19 protein-coding genes are annotated in these 17216 nt (G+C 66.4%); 12 read left to right on the top strand and 7 right to left on the bottom strand.

What is annotated here, in order from left to right; all coding sequences use genetic code 11:
- Positions 1-7 precede the first annotated feature (7 nt).
- On the bottom strand, positions 8-784 hold the full coding sequence (locus tag ASE16_RS01250) for a 3-oxoacyl-ACP reductase family protein (protein WP_055889595.1): 777 nt from the start codon (positions 782-784) through the stop codon (positions 8-10).
- A 63-nt stretch (positions 785-847) separates the two neighbouring features.
- Here ASE16_RS01250 and ASE16_RS01255 point away from each other — a divergent pair, with 63 nt between their 5' ends.
- A complete protein-coding gene (locus ASE16_RS01255; protein ID WP_055889598.1) occupies positions 848-1234 on the top strand; it encodes a MerR family transcriptional regulator in 387 nt (128 codons plus the stop codon).
- Between the two features lies 1 nt (position 1235).
- Here the strand turns inward: ASE16_RS01255 and ASE16_RS01260 are convergent, their stop codons facing one another.
- Positions 1236-1733: a MarR family winged helix-turn-helix transcriptional regulator gene (locus ASE16_RS01260; RefSeq protein ID WP_162255947.1), complete on the bottom strand. Its 498-nt coding sequence runs from the start codon at positions 1731-1733 to the stop codon at positions 1236-1238.
- Positions 1734-1787: 54 nt separating this feature from the next.
- Here ASE16_RS01260 and ASE16_RS01265 point away from each other — a divergent pair, with 54 nt between their 5' ends.
- Positions 1788-2630, top strand: a complete 843-nt coding sequence (locus tag ASE16_RS01265) for an alpha/beta fold hydrolase (RefSeq protein ID WP_055889603.1) — start codon at positions 1788-1790, stop codon at positions 2628-2630.
- Between the two features lie 8 nt (positions 2631-2638).
- Here the strand turns inward: ASE16_RS01265 and ASE16_RS01270 are convergent, their stop codons facing one another.
- Positions 2639-3226, bottom strand: a complete 588-nt coding sequence (locus ASE16_RS01270; RefSeq protein ID WP_082581128.1) for a TetR/AcrR family transcriptional regulator — start codon at positions 3224-3226, stop codon at positions 2639-2641.
- A 98-nt stretch (positions 3227-3324) separates the two neighbouring features.
- Between ASE16_RS01270 and ASE16_RS01275 the strand changes: the two genes are divergently transcribed.
- Positions 3325-3606, top strand: coding sequence for a hypothetical protein (locus ASE16_RS01275; protein WP_055889607.1), 282 nt, complete (start codon positions 3325-3327; stop codon positions 3604-3606).
- Here the strand turns inward: ASE16_RS01275 and ASE16_RS01280 are convergent.
- Both ASE16_RS01280 and ASE16_RS01285 read right to left on the bottom strand, forming a co-directional pair.
- Entirely contained in the window at positions 3603-4322 is a 720-nt protein-coding gene (locus ASE16_RS01280; protein ID WP_055889609.1) for a hypothetical protein, read from the bottom strand. The two genes, ASE16_RS01275 and ASE16_RS01280, sit on opposite strands and share 4 nt — an antisense overlap.
- 12 nt (positions 4323-4334) lie before the next feature.
- Positions 4335-5135 (bottom strand): enoyl-CoA hydratase/isomerase family protein, encoded by an 801-nt coding sequence (locus ASE16_RS01285; RefSeq protein WP_055889612.1) that lies wholly within the window; start codon positions 5133-5135, stop codon positions 4335-4337.
- A 129-nt stretch (positions 5136-5264) separates the two neighbouring features.
- On the opposite strand from ASE16_RS01285, the gene ASE16_RS01290 reads away from it, so the two are divergent.
- The gene (locus tag ASE16_RS01290; RefSeq protein ID WP_055889615.1) at positions 5265-5876 is read left to right on the top strand and encodes a TetR/AcrR family transcriptional regulator; all 612 of its coding nucleotides are present in this window, start codon (positions 5265-5267) and stop codon (positions 5874-5876) included.
- A gap of 48 nt (positions 5877-5924) precedes the next feature.
- Here ASE16_RS01290 and ASE16_RS01295 read toward each other — a convergent pair whose 3' ends face one another.
- Positions 5925-6509, bottom strand: coding sequence for a TetR/AcrR family transcriptional regulator (locus ASE16_RS01295; RefSeq protein WP_055889618.1), 585 nt, complete (start codon positions 6507-6509; stop codon positions 5925-5927).
- Between the two features lie 76 nt (positions 6510-6585).
- Here ASE16_RS01295 and ASE16_RS01300 point away from each other — a divergent pair, with 76 nt between their 5' ends.
- The 8 genes from ASE16_RS01300 (at position 6586) to ASE16_RS01335 (ending at position 16109) form a co-directional block, all read left to right on the top strand.
- Positions 6586-7362, top strand: a complete 777-nt coding sequence (locus ASE16_RS01300) for an NADH(P)-binding protein (protein WP_055889621.1) — start codon at positions 6586-6588, stop codon at positions 7360-7362.
- Between the two features lie 116 nt (positions 7363-7478).
- Positions 7479-8735, top strand: a complete 1257-nt coding sequence (locus tag ASE16_RS01305) for an ROK family protein (protein WP_055889624.1) — start codon at positions 7479-7481, stop codon at positions 8733-8735.
- Between the two features lie 42 nt (positions 8736-8777).
- Positions 8778-9704, top strand: a complete 927-nt coding sequence (locus ASE16_RS01310; RefSeq protein ID WP_055889626.1) for a dihydrodipicolinate synthase family protein — start codon at positions 8778-8780, stop codon at positions 9702-9704.
- Positions 9705-9877: 173 nt separating this feature from the next.
- Positions 9878-11446, top strand: a complete 1569-nt coding sequence (locus ASE16_RS01315; protein WP_082581130.1) for an ABC transporter substrate-binding protein — start codon at positions 9878-9880, stop codon at positions 11444-11446.
- 70 nt (positions 11447-11516) lie between these two features.
- Positions 11517-12458, top strand: a complete 942-nt coding sequence (locus tag ASE16_RS01320; RefSeq protein ID WP_055889630.1) for an ABC transporter permease — start codon at positions 11517-11519, stop codon at positions 12456-12458.
- A complete protein-coding gene (locus ASE16_RS01325) occupies positions 12455-14233 on the top strand; it encodes a dipeptide/oligopeptide/nickel ABC transporter permease/ATP-binding protein (RefSeq protein ID WP_055889632.1) in 1779 nt (592 codons plus the stop codon). Before ASE16_RS01320 ends, ASE16_RS01325 begins: the two co-directional genes overlap by 4 nt.
- Positions 14230-15048, top strand: a complete 819-nt coding sequence (locus ASE16_RS01330) for an ATP-binding cassette domain-containing protein (RefSeq protein WP_055889634.1) — start codon at positions 14230-14232, stop codon at positions 15046-15048. The genes ASE16_RS01325 and ASE16_RS01330 overlap by 4 nt, the downstream gene beginning before the upstream one ends.
- Complete coding sequence (locus ASE16_RS01335; protein ID WP_055889645.1) at positions 15045-16109, top strand: D-2-hydroxyacid dehydrogenase; 1065 nt, start codon at positions 15045-15047, stop codon at positions 16107-16109. Before ASE16_RS01330 ends, ASE16_RS01335 begins: the two co-directional genes overlap by 4 nt.
- A 105-nt stretch (positions 16110-16214) precedes the next feature.
- Here ASE16_RS01335 and ASE16_RS01340 read toward each other — a convergent pair whose 3' ends face one another.
- Complete coding sequence (locus ASE16_RS01340) at positions 16215-17216, bottom strand: zinc-binding dehydrogenase (protein ID WP_055889654.1); 1002 nt, start codon at positions 17214-17216, stop codon at positions 16215-16217.

The raw sequence follows: 17216 nt of genomic DNA on the forward strand, positions 1-17216 counted from the left end.
GGGGTCCTCAGGCCGTATAGCCCCCGTCGACGGCGAGGGACGCGCCAGTCACGTACCGACCGCCTGGTCCTGCGAGATAGGCGACGGCCGCCGCGATGTCCTCGACCTCGCCGTAGCGACCGAGCGCGGTGAGCGACCGCTGGAAGTCGGCGGTGTCGCCGTCGGCGGGGTTCATCTCGGTATCGATCGGCCCAGGGTCCACCATCGTCGCGGTGATGCCTCTGGGGCCGAGCTCGCGAGCGAGACCGTTCGTCAAGCCGATCAGCGCGGATTTGGCCATCGCCTGGAGTACGGCGCCCGGACCGGGCACCCGGCCATTGAAGCAGGACCCGATGCTGATGATCCGACCTCCCTCGCTCATGTGCCGCGCCGCGGCCTGGGACGCAAGGAACACCGAGCGGAGGTCGACGGCGAGCACGCGATCCAGTTCGGCGACAGAGACGTCCTGCAGAGGACCGGATGTCAGGAAGCCGGCGTTGTTCACCACGATGTCGATTCGACCGAAATCGTTCACCGTCCTCTCGACGGCGCCGCGCGCAGCATCCGGCTCCGCCAGATCCGCATGGATGGCGGATGCGATACCGCCGTCGTCGCGGATGCGGTTCGCCACCGCGTCGGCGCGATCGGGGGAGTTCGCATACGTCAGCGCGACTTTCGCGCCGGACGATGCGAGCGTGACGGCGATGGCGGCGCCGATCCCGCGGCTGCCTCCGGTCACCAGTGCGACTTTTCCAGCCAGTTCGGCCCCGGACGGCCGCCGGGCGTACAGATCGTTGTTCGTCATATCGCCATCATGAAACCTTCACATTAGTGTGAGGGTCAAGTGTCCCGCAGGGAGAGGATCAGCATGCGCATCGGAGAGCTGTCCCGGCGGACGGCGACGTCGCGGCGTCAGCTGCGCTACTACGAGGAACAGGAGCTCATCTTCGCGGAGCGGGAATCGAACGGCTACCGCGACTATCAGGAGGCGCTCGTCGATCGAGTCGCACAGATCCGCGGCCTGCTCGATGCCGGCCTGCCCGTCAAGATCATCCGGCAGATCCTCCCGTGCCTGCGCTCCCCGTCCGCCATCCATTTCGAGTCGGCGACCCCTGAGATGGTCGCGACGATCGAGGAGCAGCGAGACAAGATGGACGAACGCATCCGCTGCCTGACGCAGAACCGCGACGCCCTCTCCGCCTATCTGGGCGCTGTGACACGACAGGTCGCTCCGGCGAGCCCGCCGGCGCGGTGAGTCAGCTCGACGACGAGGATTCCTGCCCCTTGTCGGCAATCGTGGTGAGAGCAGTCCTCAGCTGCCCGACGGCGTTGCTTCCGAGCATGCCCTCGAGCCAGGCTTCGTATTCGCTGACCACCATTTCTGCTGCGACCAGCAGATCCCAGCCCCGCTGCGTCGGGAGATACAGGCTCSCCCTCCCGTCCGCGGGGTCCGGTCGGTTCTCGACGTAGCCGCGAGCCAGAAGATGTCCGGCGAGCTGGGCGGTGGCCTGCTTCGTGCGTCCTCCGCGCTCCACCAGCGTCGAGAGGCGCGAACCTCCGGGGTCGACCGCTGCGAGCACCGATACGTGTGCGGCGCTGATGTCGGCGTATCCGGCATCGACCAAGCCCTCGTCGAGGAACGCCATGAGTCGTTGGCGCGCCTGCCTCATCAGATCGCCGATCGGGCGCGGCCGCCCGGCAAGGGGATTGGTCAGGTCCTTGACTATCGCAGCAGCATCGGGCATTTTAGTCATGTGCCTGACTATATCTCGAATCCGAGCCATCCTGAGTCGACCCGTGGACCCCGCATGCGCGACCGATTCATCGTCGTGAACGACTGCCGATTCCATGTGATCGAGGCCGGTAGCCGTCAGGCCGAGCCCGTGCTCCTTCTCCACGGCTTTCCGCAGCACGCGTACGCCTGGCGTCACCTCATCGCTCCCCTCGCCGGCGACAGGCACGTGATCGCCATTGATCTGCGGGGATGCGGCTCCACGGACGCACCACGACGGGGGTACGACACGTCGCAGCGAGTGGCCGACGTCATCGCACTCCTCGACGCGCTGAAGGTGGCCCGTGCCGATATCGTCGGGCACGATTGGGGAGCGTGGCTCGGGTTCCGGCTGGCGCTCGACCACCCCGATCGGGTGCGACGACTGGTGTCCGTTTCGATGGTGCATCCCTGGGTCATGCAGCGCCATCTCATCCCTCACCTCTGGCGATGGTGGGTGACCGCGTTGTTCGAGATCCCGGGCGTCGGTGAGTGGGTCTTGCGTCGCCGTCCCGAGGTGGCGGGGTGGCTACTCGCCCGCGATGCCCCGGATCGCGGGCTCTGGACGCACCAGCTCCGCACGATCTACTCAGGCCCGGCGGCGGAGCCGGCGCGCGCTTCGGCGGGGAGGCGCTTGCACACGCAGCTCGTGCTGCGTGACATTCCCCGGCTTCTGCTGGGAGTCGATCGGCGGCGTCCGTTCACGACGCCCACCGTGATCATCGGTGGGGACGGCGATGCGCTGCTGCCGCCGTCGGTGCTGACTGTTCCCTTGCGGCTGGCTGACCGCGTCACTGTTCGCGTGGTCCCCGGCGGCCACTTCCTGCTCGATGAGTCCCCCGAGGAGGTCCTGAACCTGACGGTGCAGCATCTGCGATGACCTCCACCTCAGTCGAGCGAGGGCTCACCCTCCGCTGGGTCGATGAGCTCTGCGATGACCGGCCGCAGCAGTTCCGCCACGGCGTCGGTGTGTTCGGGCCCGAGCCCATCCAGTTCCAGGATGTAGCGGCTTACCACCACGCCGATGGTCAGGGCGCCGACGAGGCCTGCTCGTGTGCGCGGGTGTGGTGCTGTCAGCTTCTCGGCCACAGCCGCCTGCTGCGCCCGCATCACCGACACGAGGTCGGATGCCGAACCGCGATCGGAGTGCACTGAGCGCAGCGCCGCAAGGAGCTCGACGGGCGGAGACGTGAGCTTCTCTTCGAGGGAGGCGACCAGGTTGGACGCGAGGACGCGGAGGTCTGCCGTGTCGTCCAGTTCGGGCTCGAGGCCGACGGCGCGTTCGTAGAGGTCGGCTTTCGAACCGAAGTTCCGAACGACGAGTGCTGGATCCGTTCGAGCCGCGGCGGCGATGTCGCGCACCGTAGTCGATTCGTATCCACGCTCACTGAACAATCGTCGAGCTTCAGCGAGGATGCGGCGGTCGGTCTCCCTCCGCTGCTCTCGTCGCCTGTTCGCCGGTACGGGGGATGCCATGCATTTGAGTTTACCGCTGTTGACTGAAGCGCTTCGTCGGCTATTCTTGGCTCGATCAACAATTGATGACTGAAAGATGGAATTCGCGAGGAGGATCCATGATTCAGACGCTCGTCCTGGGCTTGGCCGGAGGGGTGCTCGTCGCGAATGGCATCCCTCACTTCGTGAAGGGCATCACGAAGGAGCATTTTCCGACACCGTTCGGCGGCTCTCCGGTCGTCAACCTGGTCGGCGGGTGGGTGATGCTCGTCGGCGGTGGAGCAAGCCTGGGCTTCGCGGACCTGGGCGGGCAGCCCGTCGGATGGGTCGCCGTGGCGGTGGGGGCGCTCTGTATGGGTCTGTTCCACGCATCCATCGGAGCCTTCGGCCGGCGCGACTAGACGAGTCGGACCGCTGGGGCCACCCTGGCGCTTCCGATGCCTCGGTCGGCCTTGCCCAACCGGAACCGAACCTTCCCTTTGAGAACGGTGCCGGACGCCACCTGCCCGTCGACGAGGGGTTCACCGGGAAACAGGGTGAACGTCCACGTGACGTTGTCGTCGCTGTCGGGGATCGATCCTGGTTCGGATTGAAGGAGGCGCGCACCCCAGAGCTGCCGGGTCATGGCAGCACGAGTGTCGACGCCGTCGACCTCGAAGCGCTCGCCGGGGGACCGCGCGATGTCGTCGTAGCTTCCGCCGGCGAGACCATACGAACCCACGACGGAGACGAACGGCGTCCACGGCAGGGTCGGCACAGTGAGATCGACGCCGGGATCGAGCGACGGATCGACGAAGTCCGATGTCAACCCGGAGTGTTGACTCGCGCGAACCGCGTCGGGAACCCGTCCTCGCGTGTCCAGATGATGGGGCGACGGCACGAGAAGGATGCCGAACTCGACGTCTCCGGCGAAGCGGAACCCGTCGAAACGAGCACGGAGCTGGGCTTCGACGTGCGCCGCCCCCTCCCACGCGTCGTCGTCCATGAGGTCGGCGATGGCGTCCAGCGGCGAGGGAAGACCTGACGTCTCGACGAGGTCCCTGATCGCCGGGGCCGTGATCCATCCCGATCGCTGCAGACGGGCGAGCTCGCGCTCTCGATAGTCTGACGTCACCATCCGACGATCCTGTCACCCGAAGATCTTGTCTGCCGATATACCCAGCATCTCGCTCGAGAGCTGCACTCCGAAGTCCTCGGAGACCCTGCGCCTCCACGGGCGCGAGACGATGGCGTGCGTGAAGCGCCGCGCGGCGCGGGGCTGCTTCATGATGAGCGCCGCCAGCTCGTGGGCACGATCCATGATCTGGTCTCGCGGCACGATCTCGTTGACCAGACCGAGCTCCAGCGCCGTATGCGCGTCCACCGGTGCGCCCGTGTAGAGATGATAGGCGGCACGCTTGGTGCCGAGAGTCTCCTGCAGCGCCAGACCGAGCCCGTCTCCCGGCGCGGTCGCGGCCGCGAAGTGCCCGTCGGAGAACACGACATCGTCGGTGGCGATCGTCAGATCGGCCATCAGCGCGAACTCGGTGTGGAATCGGCTCGGTCCATTGATCGCGGCGATGGTCGGGACGTCAATCGCGTGCACGAAGTTCTCGATCAGCTTCAGGCCCTCGTAGTAGGTGTTGTACGCGAACTGGTCGGTGGCGCCTTCCGGTTGGAGTCGGCTCAGGTCGTCGGCATTGGGAAAGTCGAGAAAGAGATCGCCCGTTCCGGTGATGATGATCACCTCGTTGGCCGGGTCACCGCCGATCTCTCGCCACGCATTGCCCCATGCGCGGTGCACGTCGAGGTTGAATCGAGCCGGCCCACCGTCCGTGTGCAGGCGAAGCGTCAGGACGCCATCGTGCCTGTCCATGACGAAGTAGTCGGCGAACTCGAGGGAGTAGTGCTCGAACACGGGCTGACCCGCGACCGGGTGACGAGTGGGCATTGGGTGGCCTTCCTGATGATTATCGATGTGCGGAGCAGTGCTCCGTACATCAGAGTACGGAGCAGCGCTCCGGAGATCAAGTGCCATCGACTAAGATCATCCCGACATGAACGACCGGACTGAGACTCAGTGACCGAGAGCGGCGATGTCGGCTGGTCGGCCGCCCGTGCCCACGCGGCGCGAAATCGGGACAGACTTCTGCAGAGTGCCGCAGAGGTCTTCGCGCGCGACGGCGTGAATGCCTCGCTTCGCGACGTCGCGAGACGGGCCGGCGTCGGAATCGGAACCCTCTACAGGCGCTTCGAATCGCGCGAGGCCGTGCTGGCAGCCTTGCTCGCGGACAGTTTCGCGTCGCTCAATGCTCTCCGCGCCGAGCTCGAATCGCGCGACGACGCCACCGGGTCTTTGATCGAGTGGTTGAGCGCGCTCACCGACGAGATGCGCGCGTTCCCCGGAGTTCCGGACTTGGTCGTCAGGGCGATGGTCGACGACGACTCACGACTCCATGAGCTTTGTCGGAACATGGCCAGAACCGGAGGTGCGCTGCTTGCTCGTGCGCAGTCCAGCGGAGGCATCCGCTCCGATCTGACGATCGCCGACCTGCTCAGGGTGTCGGCCGCGATCGCGACGATCGAAGAGCAGGGCGCAGAACGGCGGAAGTCCGACGAGTCGACGGCATCACCCACGGCATCCCGGATGCTCGACATCGTCCTCGATGGCCTCCGCCCGCGGTCGCCCTGACCCTCTGCCGCGGCCCTCGCCACCCAATCCCGCTCCGAGGGGATGGTCTCAGTGCGAATCGCCGCGGATGCCCGCGGTATCCGTGCGCTCGAGTCCCCTCAGATACGCGCCGAGCACCTGCCGCGCATCGACGGGGGCGGCGCGAGCTGCTCTGTACATCAGCAGGGCATCGACCAGTCCGACCAGGTCGCTGGCGTGGGCTGCCGCATCCGAGATGCCGGCAGCGGTCAAGACCTCCTGGGCGGCGACGTTCAACCGGGACCGAACGGGGGCGCCGACGGTGAGTCTCGATCGCAGCTCTTCGTCGTCCCGCAGTTCGAACAGGAGCGCGAACCGGGCGGCCTGCGCATCCTCGCGCAGGGCCAGGCGGTCGAGGAAGCCCACGGCGACGTGTGTCGCCTCCTCGGTGGAGAGAACGGTCGGCACGACGAGGACGCTCACATCCTCCTCGGTGTATGCGGCGAGACGATCGACGACCAGGGCCGTCAGCTCGTAGCGGGTTCTCGCGTAATACGACGTCGACCCGGCAGCGAGCCCGGCCTCGACATCGACAGCGCGATGCGTCATGGCGCGGATCCCCTGCTGCGCAATGAGCCGCACCGCAGCATCCGCGATCTGTTCGCGTCTCGTCATGTACCTCACCCGTTCGTGCCTCTACAATCATAGAGACCTCTACATTTGTAGAGGATGATCGAGGAAGGAGTCGCGCATGAAGGTTGCTGTCGTCGGGGGAGGGCTTTCCGGCCACGCGATCGCTCGAGCGATCGCCGCCAGGGGTGCATCTCCCGTGCTGTTCTCGCGCTCGACAGGGTTCGACGTGACCCGGGATGACGCGATGCTCCGGTTGCGCGACGCGGACGTGATCGTCGAAGCGACCGGACGATTCACCACCAGCCGTTCGATCGCCACACGGTTCTTCACGCAATCGACTCGGGCGGTGGCCGCCGCAGCGAACGCGGTGGGTGCGCGGCATGTGCTCCTCTCCATCGTCAACTGCGAACGTGCAGAGGTGCAGGGGTACGGGTACTTCGCCGGCAAGCGAGCGCAGGAGGAGGCCGCCAGGGACCTGAGCCGTGACCTCGCCATCGTGCGTACAACGCAGTGGTTCGAATTCGCAGGTCAGACACTCGAAAGGATGGGGCTCGGTCCAGTGGGGCTCGTGCCGCGAATGCTCATCCAGCCTGTCGCTCTCGACGCCGTCGCCGCGGTCGTAGCAGACGCCGCAGTGGAACCAAAGACTGTCGTCCAGCGAGAGGTGGCCGGCCCAGAGATCATGACCCTCGCAGAGATGACCAGAAGGGTCAGGCCGACGAAAGTCGTGCGCATCCCCCTGCTCCTGCCTGGGCCGACCTGGAGGGCGATCCGACACGGTGCCTTGCTGCCCTCCCAGGATGCCGCCATCGTCGGACCGACGTTCTCGGACTGGCTTGCTCACGATCGGACGCACGCCGAGGCCGATGGCATCGGAGATGCTTCGTCGGCCTGAGGCCGGGCTCACACGGCTGACGCGCGCCGGTCCACGGGACGGGTGCCTTGCACAGGCTTATTTTATGACTTACGATAAGTCATGAAATAAGCCTGTCACTGTCGATGGAGACTCCCGTGAAAGAACTCACCACCCGTGATCTGAGGAAGCGCAACCGATCACGCGTTCTGCGCTTGATCGTTCGCGACGGGGAGACCTCACGGCGGCATCTGGCCGCCGCGCTCGGCCTGTCGCTCGCGACGGTGACGAACGTGGTCGCCGATCTGGTCGGCGAGGGTCTCGTCAGAGAGTCCGGCGCGTTTCCGTCGGATGGCGGCCGCCCGACCGCCATGCTCTCGGCGAACCCGGAGGGCGCATACTTCGTCGGGGCGTCAGTCCGCGAGGACGGAGCCACGGCGGTGATCCTCGATTTGAGCCTGTCCGTGATCGCGCGAGTCGATCGGGTCGCTGGAGCGTTCTCCGATCCGGAGGCAATGGCTGCGACCGTGACCGAGGCGATCGATGAGGCCATCCGCGCCGTCGACCGTCCTGCGGCGATCTATGGTGTCGGTCTGGGAATGCCAGGGCTCATCCAGGTGAAGGGTGACTCGTGGTCAGGCGCCGCCGACTACGTGATGACCAGCAACGGATACGGCCAAGGGCTCGGCTGGGCGACCACCCCGACCAGCGTGAGCCGGATCTACGAACATGCCGACCTTCCGACGTTCGCCGACAACGGTGCGAAGACCCAGGCGATGGCAGAGTCGTGGTTCGGCGCGGCTCGAGAGCTGGACGACGTGCTCATCGCCCTCGTCGGTCGCGGGCTCGGGCTCGGCATCATCAGCGACGGCCGGCTGCTCCGCGGCTCTGTGATGGGTGCCGGCGAATGGGGGCACACGAAGATCTCCACGGGAGGACCGACCTGCAGCTGTGGCAGCAGGGGGTGTCTCGGCACGTACATCGGCGCAGGCGGAATCGCCCGCAGGTGGCGCGAGGCCGGCGGGCAGCCGGCGGATGATCTGTCCACGGCCGTCGACGACCTCATCGCCTCGGCGAGCTCAGGAGACGAGCGTGCGGCAGGCGTTCTCACAGAGACGATCGAGCTTCTCGGGCTCGGCCTGTCGAACATCGTGAATCTGTTCAATCCGGAGCGAATCGTTCTGGGCGGATGGGTCGGCCTGAAGCTGACCGGGTTCGACCTCGCCGCCATCACCGGGGCGACGCGCCAGCGCTCGCTTCCCCAGCTGGCCTCCGGATTCGACTTCGTCCCGGCCGCACTCGGCCGCGACTCGAGCGCTCAGGGCGCCGCACTGCTCGCGTTGGAGAGCCTCATCGACCATCCGGTCCGCAGGACAGTGACGGCTGATTCCGACCTCATCACCGTGACCCACTGACCCGCTCGACCACCCACGACCACCACACGAAAGGAACCGCGAATGAGTATCGACCACCTGCGCACCGCCGCCGTCTGGCCCGTCATGCTGACACCGATGAACTGGGATCGCACCATCGACTGGGAGGGAGTCGACCGGCTCACCGACTGGTACATCGACGCCGGAGTGACCGGCCTGTTCACGAACTGCCGATCGAGTGAGGTCGAGTTCCTCACTCCGGATGAGCGGGTGCAACTCGCAGAGCGCGTCGTCAAGCGCGCGAACGGCCGCGCCGCCGTCGTGGCGACGGGGACGTTCGGCGCGCCGGTCGAAGACGAGATCGAGTCGATCAAGCGGATGGACGACGTCGGAGCCGACGCAGTGGTCATTCTGACGAACCACCTCGGCGAGCCTGGCGCGTCCGAGGCCCAGTGGTCGGGGAAGCTCGAGCAGATCGTCGAGGGGACCGGAGACATCAAGCTCGGTTTCTACGAGTGCCCGACTCCGTGGAAACGCGTGCTCCCCGCGAACGTCTACGGCTGGGCCGCCGACACCGGACGTTTCGTCTTCCACAAAGACGTCAGCCACTCGGTCCCTGATATCGCGGCGAAGCTCGAAGCGTCGGCCGGGACGCCCCTGCGCCTCTACAACGGTCAGATCTCCTCTGTGATCGAGTCCATGATCCTCGGCGGTTCCGGACACTCCGGCTATGCGTCGACGCTGTTCCCGGAGTTGGCGGTCTGGCTGTGCGCGAACGGAACGCGCGACGACGACGACACCCGGAGGGTGCAGCGACTGCTGACCGTCGCCGAACGGATGATCAATGTCGGATACCCGACATCGGCGAAGCAGTGGCTCGGCTACACGACCGACCTCGGAATCGCGCCGGTGAGCCGGATGCCAGGCAGCTACATCCTCGGCGCGCACGAGTTCGACCCGCTGGCGAACATGGTCGACCTCGTCAAGTCGCTCGAGCTGCAGCTCGCCTGATCCACCTTCCGGCCGGTCGCAAAGCCTCCGGCCGGCCGGAAGTGTGATCTTCCATCGACGTTTCAACCGACAGAAGTGAGGAGGCGCAATCGTCGCCCACGTCACTGGGCGCCAGCTGTACCGTCTCGCGGGGCCGCTTCGGCCCCGAGCATTTTCAGACAAGGAGGTCTTCAATGCATTTCCACTCGACACACTATCCCGTCGCTCGTCGATCGGGTCACTACCGTGCCCGCATCGGCGGCGTGGTGGCAGCATCGGTCGCCATTGTGCTGGCGATCGCCGGATGCTCTTCACCGGCCACCACCAGCGCGACCGCACAGAACAAATCCCTCACGCTGGCGGCATCCATCGACGCGGGCTCATTCGATCCTGCGCTGATCCAGAACGGCAACCAGGCCCAATTCTGGACACCGGTCTACGACACGCTCCTGCTGCTCAAGCCCGACGCGACGATCGCTCCGGGGCTTGCGGAGAAATTCGAGTACAACGCCGATAAGACGGTGCTCACCTTGAATCTGCGGAAGGGGGTGACGTTCAGCGACGGCACGCCGTTCAATGCGGAGTCCGTCAAGGCGAATGTGGAGCACCTCAGGAACGGAAACGGTCAGAACAGCTTCATGGTCGGTTCGATCAAGACCGTGGTCCCCGTCGACGATCACACGGTGAAGCTCGAGCTCAGCCAGCAGGACCCGGCGCTGCTCACCTACCTCACGATGGCCGGCGGAGCCGAGGGGAGCCCTGCGGCGCTCGCGTCGCCGTCGATCGCCACGAATCCGGTCGGGTCCGGCCCGTACGTGCTCGACACGAAGCAGACCGAACTCGGCGCGACGTATGTCTACACGCGCAATCCGGACTATTGGGACAAGAAGTCGTTCCCGTTCAAAACGGTCACCATCAAGGTGATGTCGGATCTCACCGCGCGGATGAATGCGCTGCAGTCTGGACAGGTGCAGGGCGCGATTGCGGACGGTACGAGCGTCGCGACAGCGAAGGCGGCAGGATTGAACGTCTCGTTCAACCCGGTGAACCGTCGCGGTCTGATCATCGCCGATCGGGCGGGCACGGTCGTTCCTGCTCTGGCCAACCCGCTGGTGCGGGAGGCCATCAACTACGCGATCGACGCGAAGGGATTGCTCAAGAGCATCCAGCAGGGTTACGGCACGAGGTCGACCCAGATCTTCAACCCGCTCAGCGTCGCGTACGACAAATCGCTCAATGACGAATATCCGTTCGACCCAGCCAAAGCCAAAAAGCTCATGGCCCAGGCCGGCTATGCGAACGGCTTCGATGTCGTGATGCCGGAGAACCCGACGGAGAAATCGAACCCGATCGTGGCGCAGCAACTCGGTGACATCGGCATCCGCGTGAAGTGGGCCAAGGTCGACGCCACGAACTACGTCAGCGAGGTGCAGTCCGGCAAGTACGGCATGTTCTGGATGTCGCTCAGCATCGGAGACCCGTGGTGGGACCTCACGAAGCAGGTCCTGCCCACTGGGCCGTGGAATCCCTTCAAGACGACGGATCCTGCCCTCGATCCGCTGATCACCAAGGCCAAGACGGCCACCTCCTCCAGCGCGTATCAGACCGCGATGCAAGACGTGAACCGGTGGCTGGTGAAGAGCGGCTGGTTCAACATCTGGTACGTCGAGCAGGCGGTGTACATCACCTCGAAGGATGTGAAGGCCACGATGCACGCCGAGAACACCGTCCCGTACATCAGGGACTTCGCCCCGGCATCCTGATCGGTCGGGGCGGCGGCTCAGGCTGTCGCCCCGGCTCGTCCCACCGGCCGTCAGAACGAAAGTCATCACCATGCTCCTGCTCTTCGCGAGGCGAGCGCTTGCCGCGGTCGTCCTCCTCTTCGCGATCACGTTCGTCGCCTTCCTCCTCATCTACAGCGGAGGCGGCAATGTTGCCCGAAACATCCTCGGCGAACTGGCGACCCAGGACCAGGTCGACGGGCTCTCGGATCAGCTGGGCCTCAACCAGCCGATCCTGGTGCAGTACGCCACCTGGCTGGGGAACGCCATCCACGGCGATTTCGGCGTCTCCTGGTTCTCCCAGGCCCCCGTCGGCCCTGCGCTGCTGAGCCGACTGGCCGTGACGCTCTCGATCGTCGCGGTGGCGGTCGCGCTGGCCGCCATCGTCAGCGTCGCGCTCGGCATGACGGCCGCCGTGCGCGGCGGGTGGCTCGACAGGGTCATCCAGCTCTTCGCCGTCGGCGGCGAGGCGCTTCCGAACTTCTGGATCGGTCTCTTCCTCGTCTCGGTTTTCGCCGTTTCGCTGCATTGGTTCCCTGCGACAGGCTTCGTGCCGTTCTCCACCTCCCCGATCGGCTGGTTGCAGACGATCACCCTCCCCGTCATCGCCCTCGTGATCGGCGGGGTCGCGTCAGGTGCTCAGCAGATCCGCGGAGCGGTGATCGACGTGCTGGAGAAGGATTACGTCAGGACTCTCCGCGCGCGTGGACTTCCCGAACGGTCCGTGCTCCTCCGGCACGTCCTCCGCAACGCCGCGTCACCGGCGGTCACCGTGATCTCGCTCCAGTTCATCGGCCTCCTCGGCGGAGTCGTCCTGATCGAGCGGGTCTTCGGGCTGCCAGGCCTCGGAAGCTTCGCGGTCACTGCGACGATCCAGGGCGACCGTCCCGTTGTCATGGGAGTACTCATCACCATGTCGATCATCGTGGTGATCGTGAACCTCATCGTCGATCTGGTGATCGGCTGGATCAACCCGAAAGCGAGAATCCGATGACAACGCAGCCGATCGCAGCGATCGAACGCAGACGCCACGGCGCGATCTGGCGCTTCACCAGGAACCCGCTGGCCATGACGGCCAGTATCGTCCTGCTCCTCATCATCCTCGCGAGCGTGTTCGCACCTGTGCTGGCGCCACACGACCCCAGTCGCGCCGTGCTCGAACTCACCAACGCGCCTCCAGGAGGCACGTTCCTGCTCGGTGGAGACGGCGCGGGTCGCGACATCGTGAGCCGGTTGATCTTCTCGGGAAGGCTGACTCTTCTCGGAGTTCTCATCACGGACTGCGTCGCCGCCGTGATCGGCGTGACCTTCGGTCTGCTGGCCGGGTACTTCGGCGGCATCCTCGACAACGTCAGCGGATGGCTCGCCAACTTCCTGATCGTGCTTCCCGGCACTCTCGTGCTCGTTTCGCTGTTCACGATCATCGGGCCCAACATCCTGCTGTCGATGGCTGTTCTCGGCGTGCTGATCGCGCCCAACTTCTTCAGGGTCACCCGCAATCAGGTGATCGCCGTGAAGAACGAACTCTATGTCGACGCGGCGAAGGTCTCCGGGCTTTCGAACGCACGGATCATCGGACGGCACATCCTCTCCGTCGTTCGTGGACCGATCATCATTCTGTTCGCCACAGTGGGCGGGATCGCCATCGTCGTACAGGCCGGGCTCGAATTCATCGGTCTCGGCGATCCGGCGACGCCGACGTGGGGAGGGATGCTGCAGGACGCCTTCACGAACATGTTCGTCGCCCCCCTCGCATTCCTGCCGCCCGGACTCGCGATCGGCGTGACCGTCGCCTCCTTCATCCTCGTCGGGAACGGCGTCCGCGACGCGCTCAACGACACCGCTCCGCCGAAGAGGAGGGCGCCGCGGGTCCCCGCAGGCGCTGCGGTCGAGCCGGCGCAGACCGCACCGCATCCGACGGACGCGCTGCTGAGCGTGCGCGACCTGGAGGTCGGCTACCAGACAGCCGACGGCGACCACGTGACCGTCGTGCACGGCGTGAGCTTCGACATCGCACGCGGCGAGGTCTTCGGACTCGTCGGAGAGTCAGGATCCGGAAAGACGCAGATCGTCCTGTCGGTGCTCGGTCTGCTTCCGAGAGGAGGCGCGGTCGAAGCCGGGAGCATCCGTCTGGCCGGAACCGACCTGAGGAGCCTCAGCGCATCCGAACGCCGTTCGATCCTGGGGCGCCGCATCGGCTACATTCCGCAGGAGCCGATGAGCAACCTCGATCCAGCGTTCACGATCGGACGTCAGCTGGTCGAGCCGTTGCGCAGCGTCGCCGGGCTGTCGCGCTCCGAGGCTCGCAAACGATCGCTCGACCTCCTGGCCAGGGTCGGTATCACCGATCCCGAGCGTGTCTTCCGTTCCTATCCGCACCAGGTGAGTGGAGGGATGGCCCAGCGGGTCCTCATCGCCGGGGCGATCTCATGCGATCCCGACCTGCTCGTCGCCGATGAGATGACGACCGCGCTCGACGTGACGGTCCAGGCGGAGATCCTCGACCTGGTGCGCGACATCCAGATCGAGCGCGGCCTCAGCGTCCTTCTCGTCACGCACAACTTCGGCGTGGTAGCCGACCTGTGCGACACCGTCACCGTCATGAAGGACGGACTCATCCTGGAACACCAGAGCGCAGCCGGGCTTTTCGGTTCGCCTCAACACCCGTACACCCGCGGTCTGCTCGACTCCACTCTGGAGGGCGCGCCCCTGCGCGAGCCACTGGACAGCGACGCGGAGACCGCGCAGATCTCAGGAGGCGCCCGATGACACTGCTCACCGTGGACGACGTCGTCGTCGAATACACCCGCGGCCGGACCCGTTTCAGGGCGGTGGACGGAGTGTCCATCTCGATCGCCGAAGGGGAGACGCTCGGGTTGGTGGGTGAGTCCGGTTCCGGCAAGACCACTCTCGGCCGGGCAGTGCTCGGGTTGGTGACGCCGGAGTCGGGTACGGTGCATTTCCGGGGCCAGGACATCACATCGCGGACCAGAGCGCTTCGGCGCAGCCTGGCCAGGCAGATCCAGGTCGTCTTCCAGGATCCGTACACGTCGCTGAATCCCATGCTGTCGATCGGCGACATCCTGGCCGAGCCGTTGCGGGCGCAGGGGGCGACGAGGAACGACGCCAGGCGCAGGATCGTGGAGTTGCTCGACCAGGTGCACTTGCCGGCCGGGTCGATCTCGCGGGTCGCGCGCGAGTTCTCAGGCGGTCAGCGCCAGCGGATCGCGATCGCACGCGCCCTTGCCGTGCGGCCATCGCTCATCGTGTGCGACGAACCGGTGAGCGCGCTCGACCTCACGACGCAGCTCCGCGTCCTCGAGTTGTTCAAGGAGATCCAGGAGAGCACGGGGGTGGCGTACCTGTTCATCTCGCACGACCTTGCTGTCATCCGGGCGATCAGCCATCGGGTAGCAGTCCTCTACCGGGGCAAGTTGGTCGAGCACGGCTCGGCTGAGGCCATCACGGCCACCCCAGCGGACCCGTACACTCGGCGACTGCTGATGTCGGCACCCGTCCCAGACCCTGTCGAGCAGGCCAGACGCAGGGCAGAGCGGCACGAGCTCCTCGTGGCGGGCACATGAGCGCCACGGAGCGGAGCGGTCGGCTGCGCGTGTTCATCGCCAACCGCATCGACGAAGCGCTCTGCGCGGTGATGACCGAGCTCGAACCGCGGATCGACCTGCTCTGGGAACCGGACCTTCTGCGGCCCCGACGGAGGATGGGAGACCACCACGGCGACCCGGATTTCACTCGCAGTCCCGCGCAGCAGTCCCGGTTCGAGACGCTGGTGTCGCGAGCTGACGTGTTCTTCGGGGTGCCGGACGAGTCCGCCTCGACCCTCCGGCGTGCGGTGGATGCGAATCCTTCGCTGCGCTGGGTGCACACGATGGCGGCAGGCGGAGGGTCTCAGATCAAAGCCGCCGGGCTGTCCCCGGTTCAACTCGAGTCGATCGTCTTCACCACCTCCGCAGGTGTTCACGCGGATCAACTCGCAGAGTTCGCCCTCCTCGGTGTGCTCGCCGGGGCCAAGGATCTTCCGCGTCTCCTCTCCGCGAAGGCCAGGCGGGAATGGGAACCACGGTGGCCGATGGGCGCGGTGCGTGGCCGAACAGCCATCGTCGTCGGTCTCGGGAACATCGGGAAGATGTTCGCACGGAAGGCATCGGCGCTCGGCATGCGTGTCGTCGGCGTTCATCGCTCCGCGACCGAGGTGCCGGGGGTCACGACGGTCGTGCCGCCCGCGAAGCTCCGCGACGTGCTCCCCGGCGCGGACGCGGTCGTCGTCGCCCTTCCGGGAACGGATGCCACGTTCCACTCCATCGGCCGTGCCGAATTCGCCGCGATGCGCGATGGAGCGACATTCGTGAACGTCGGCAGAGGCGCCGTCGTCGACGAGAGCGCCCTCGTCGAGGCCCTCGAGGAAGGCAGGATCGGCTTCGCGGCACTCGACGTGTTCGAGACGGAGCCCCTCTCTTCGGAGAGCGCGCTGTGGTCCATGACCAACGTCATCCTCAGCCCGCACACCGCGGCTCTCGACCCGCAGGAGGACAGGCGGATCGTCGAGCTCTTCGCGGGCAACGCCACCCGTCTGCTCGACGGCGACCCACTCGTCAACCGGGTGAACACGGTCGACTTCTACTAGCAGCACAGCTCGCTGACGATCATGCTCGGGGCGCTCGCCGGGATCAGCCGACGGGCGGTCGACGACATCGGGGGCTTTGTGCGACCCCGCACCCGGACATGTGCGTCATTCCGGCATCGTGACGACCACTTTGCGTCCGCGCTCCGCCCTCTCCGCCGCCCTGTGCGCATCCCACACCCGGTCGAACGGGATGGCGTCGACTGCTAGCGGCGTCAGCTCGCCAGCCGCGAGCATCCCGAGCAGCGTCGTGAGGCCGCGCCGGTAGTCGTCGCGCCTCGTCAGGACGAGACCGGGCACCGAGCACACGCGCTGCCGCTGCACGCCCCAGCGATGCGCCGCCGACGAGAGCGAGCCCAGCAGCGAGTCCGCGCGCTCGTGCCCCGGTCGGCCGACGAACGCCGTGTGCACCCAAGTGCCGTGCGGCGCGAGCGCGCCGAGCACCTCCTGCGAGCCCGTGTGGTCGATCGCGGCGTCGACGCCTCCGCCGCTCGCGTTCTTCACGCGCGCGGCCCAGAGCGGGTCGGTGTAGTCGACGAAGGTCACGCCGAGTGCCTCCGCCGCCGCACGCGATCGGGTGGATGCGCTGCCGAACACGGTCAGCCCGTCGCGCTGGGCGAGCTGCGCCGCATACGAGCCCACCGGCCCTGTGACTCCCTGCACGAGGATGCTGCCGCCCGCATCCACTGCTGCGAGCTGCAGGGCGTGCCAGGCGGTGATCAGGTCCAGCGGCGCCGTCGCAGCCACGGCGGAGTCGAGTGCGTCCGGCACGGGAGCGAGCAGCGTCGCGGGGATCACGATGCTGGTTGCGTGCGCTCCCATGCGGGGGAGGACGCCTGCGACGCGATCGCCTGCGCGCATCCCGAGCACCGCGGAGACGGCAGACTCGGTTTCGAGGACGCCGACGAAGTCGTAGCCGGTGACGAAGCCGGGGAGAGGCTGGAAGACGTAGCCGCCACGGCGGGCGAGCACGTCGGTCGAGCCGAGGGAGGCGTGCGTGATGCGCACGGCGACCTCCGTGCCGCGGGGCGCGCGCATTTCCTCGTCGACGAGCGCGACGCCGTCGGTGTCGCCGAAGCTGGTGACTCTGGCGGCCGTTCTGCTCTGCAT

Source organism: Leifsonia sp. Root227 (assembly GCF_001428745.1).
Taxonomy (GTDB): Bacteria; Actinomycetota; Actinomycetes; order Actinomycetales; family Microbacteriaceae; genus Leifsonia.